This window comes from Streptomyces doebereineriae (assembly GCF_031845645.1).
Classification (GTDB): domain Bacteria; phylum Actinomycetota; class Actinomycetes; order Streptomycetales; family Streptomycetaceae; genus Streptomyces; species Streptomyces canus.
In genome coordinates this window covers 1-445 of the sequence record NZ_JAVREZ010000330.1, presented here as the reverse complement: position 1 = coordinate 445, position 445 = coordinate 1, and the positions used below count along the sequence as shown (strand labels likewise).

Genomic DNA, 445 nt, shown 5'->3' with positions numbered 1-445 from the left:
CGAGCAGGCCGATCGCGGCCAGCAGGAAGAGGTGCGTCGAGGCGGCGAGGCCGCCCGCCACCAGCCCGCCGAGCCCGGCGCCGACCATGCCGCCGAGGCTGAACGCCGCGTGGAAGCTCGGCATCACCGGTCGGCGCAGCTGGGCGACCAGGTCGACGGCCGCGCTGTTCATCGCCACGTTCATCCCGCCGTACGCCGCTCCGAAGACCAGCAGCACGAGGCCGAGGGAGAGCGCGGAATGGGTCTGGGCGGGCAGGGCGATGGAGAGGGGGAGCAGGACCCCGCAGGCCACGGTGACGGCATGGCTGCCGTAGCGGCGGCAGAGCCGGCCGGTGAGCATCATGGTGATCACGGCGCCCGCGGAGACGCCGAGCAGGGCGAGGCCGAGGGTGGAGGCGGAGGCTCCGGTCTGCTGCTTGATGGCCGGGATACGGACCACCCAGCC

The 445-nt window shown here is 73.7% G+C and carries 1 protein-coding gene; it reads right to left on the bottom strand.

The genetic code is table 11. From position 1 onward, the window contains the following. The coding region (locus RNB18_RS52130; protein WP_311721070.1) for an MFS transporter at window positions 1–445 on the bottom strand (445 nt) is incomplete at both ends.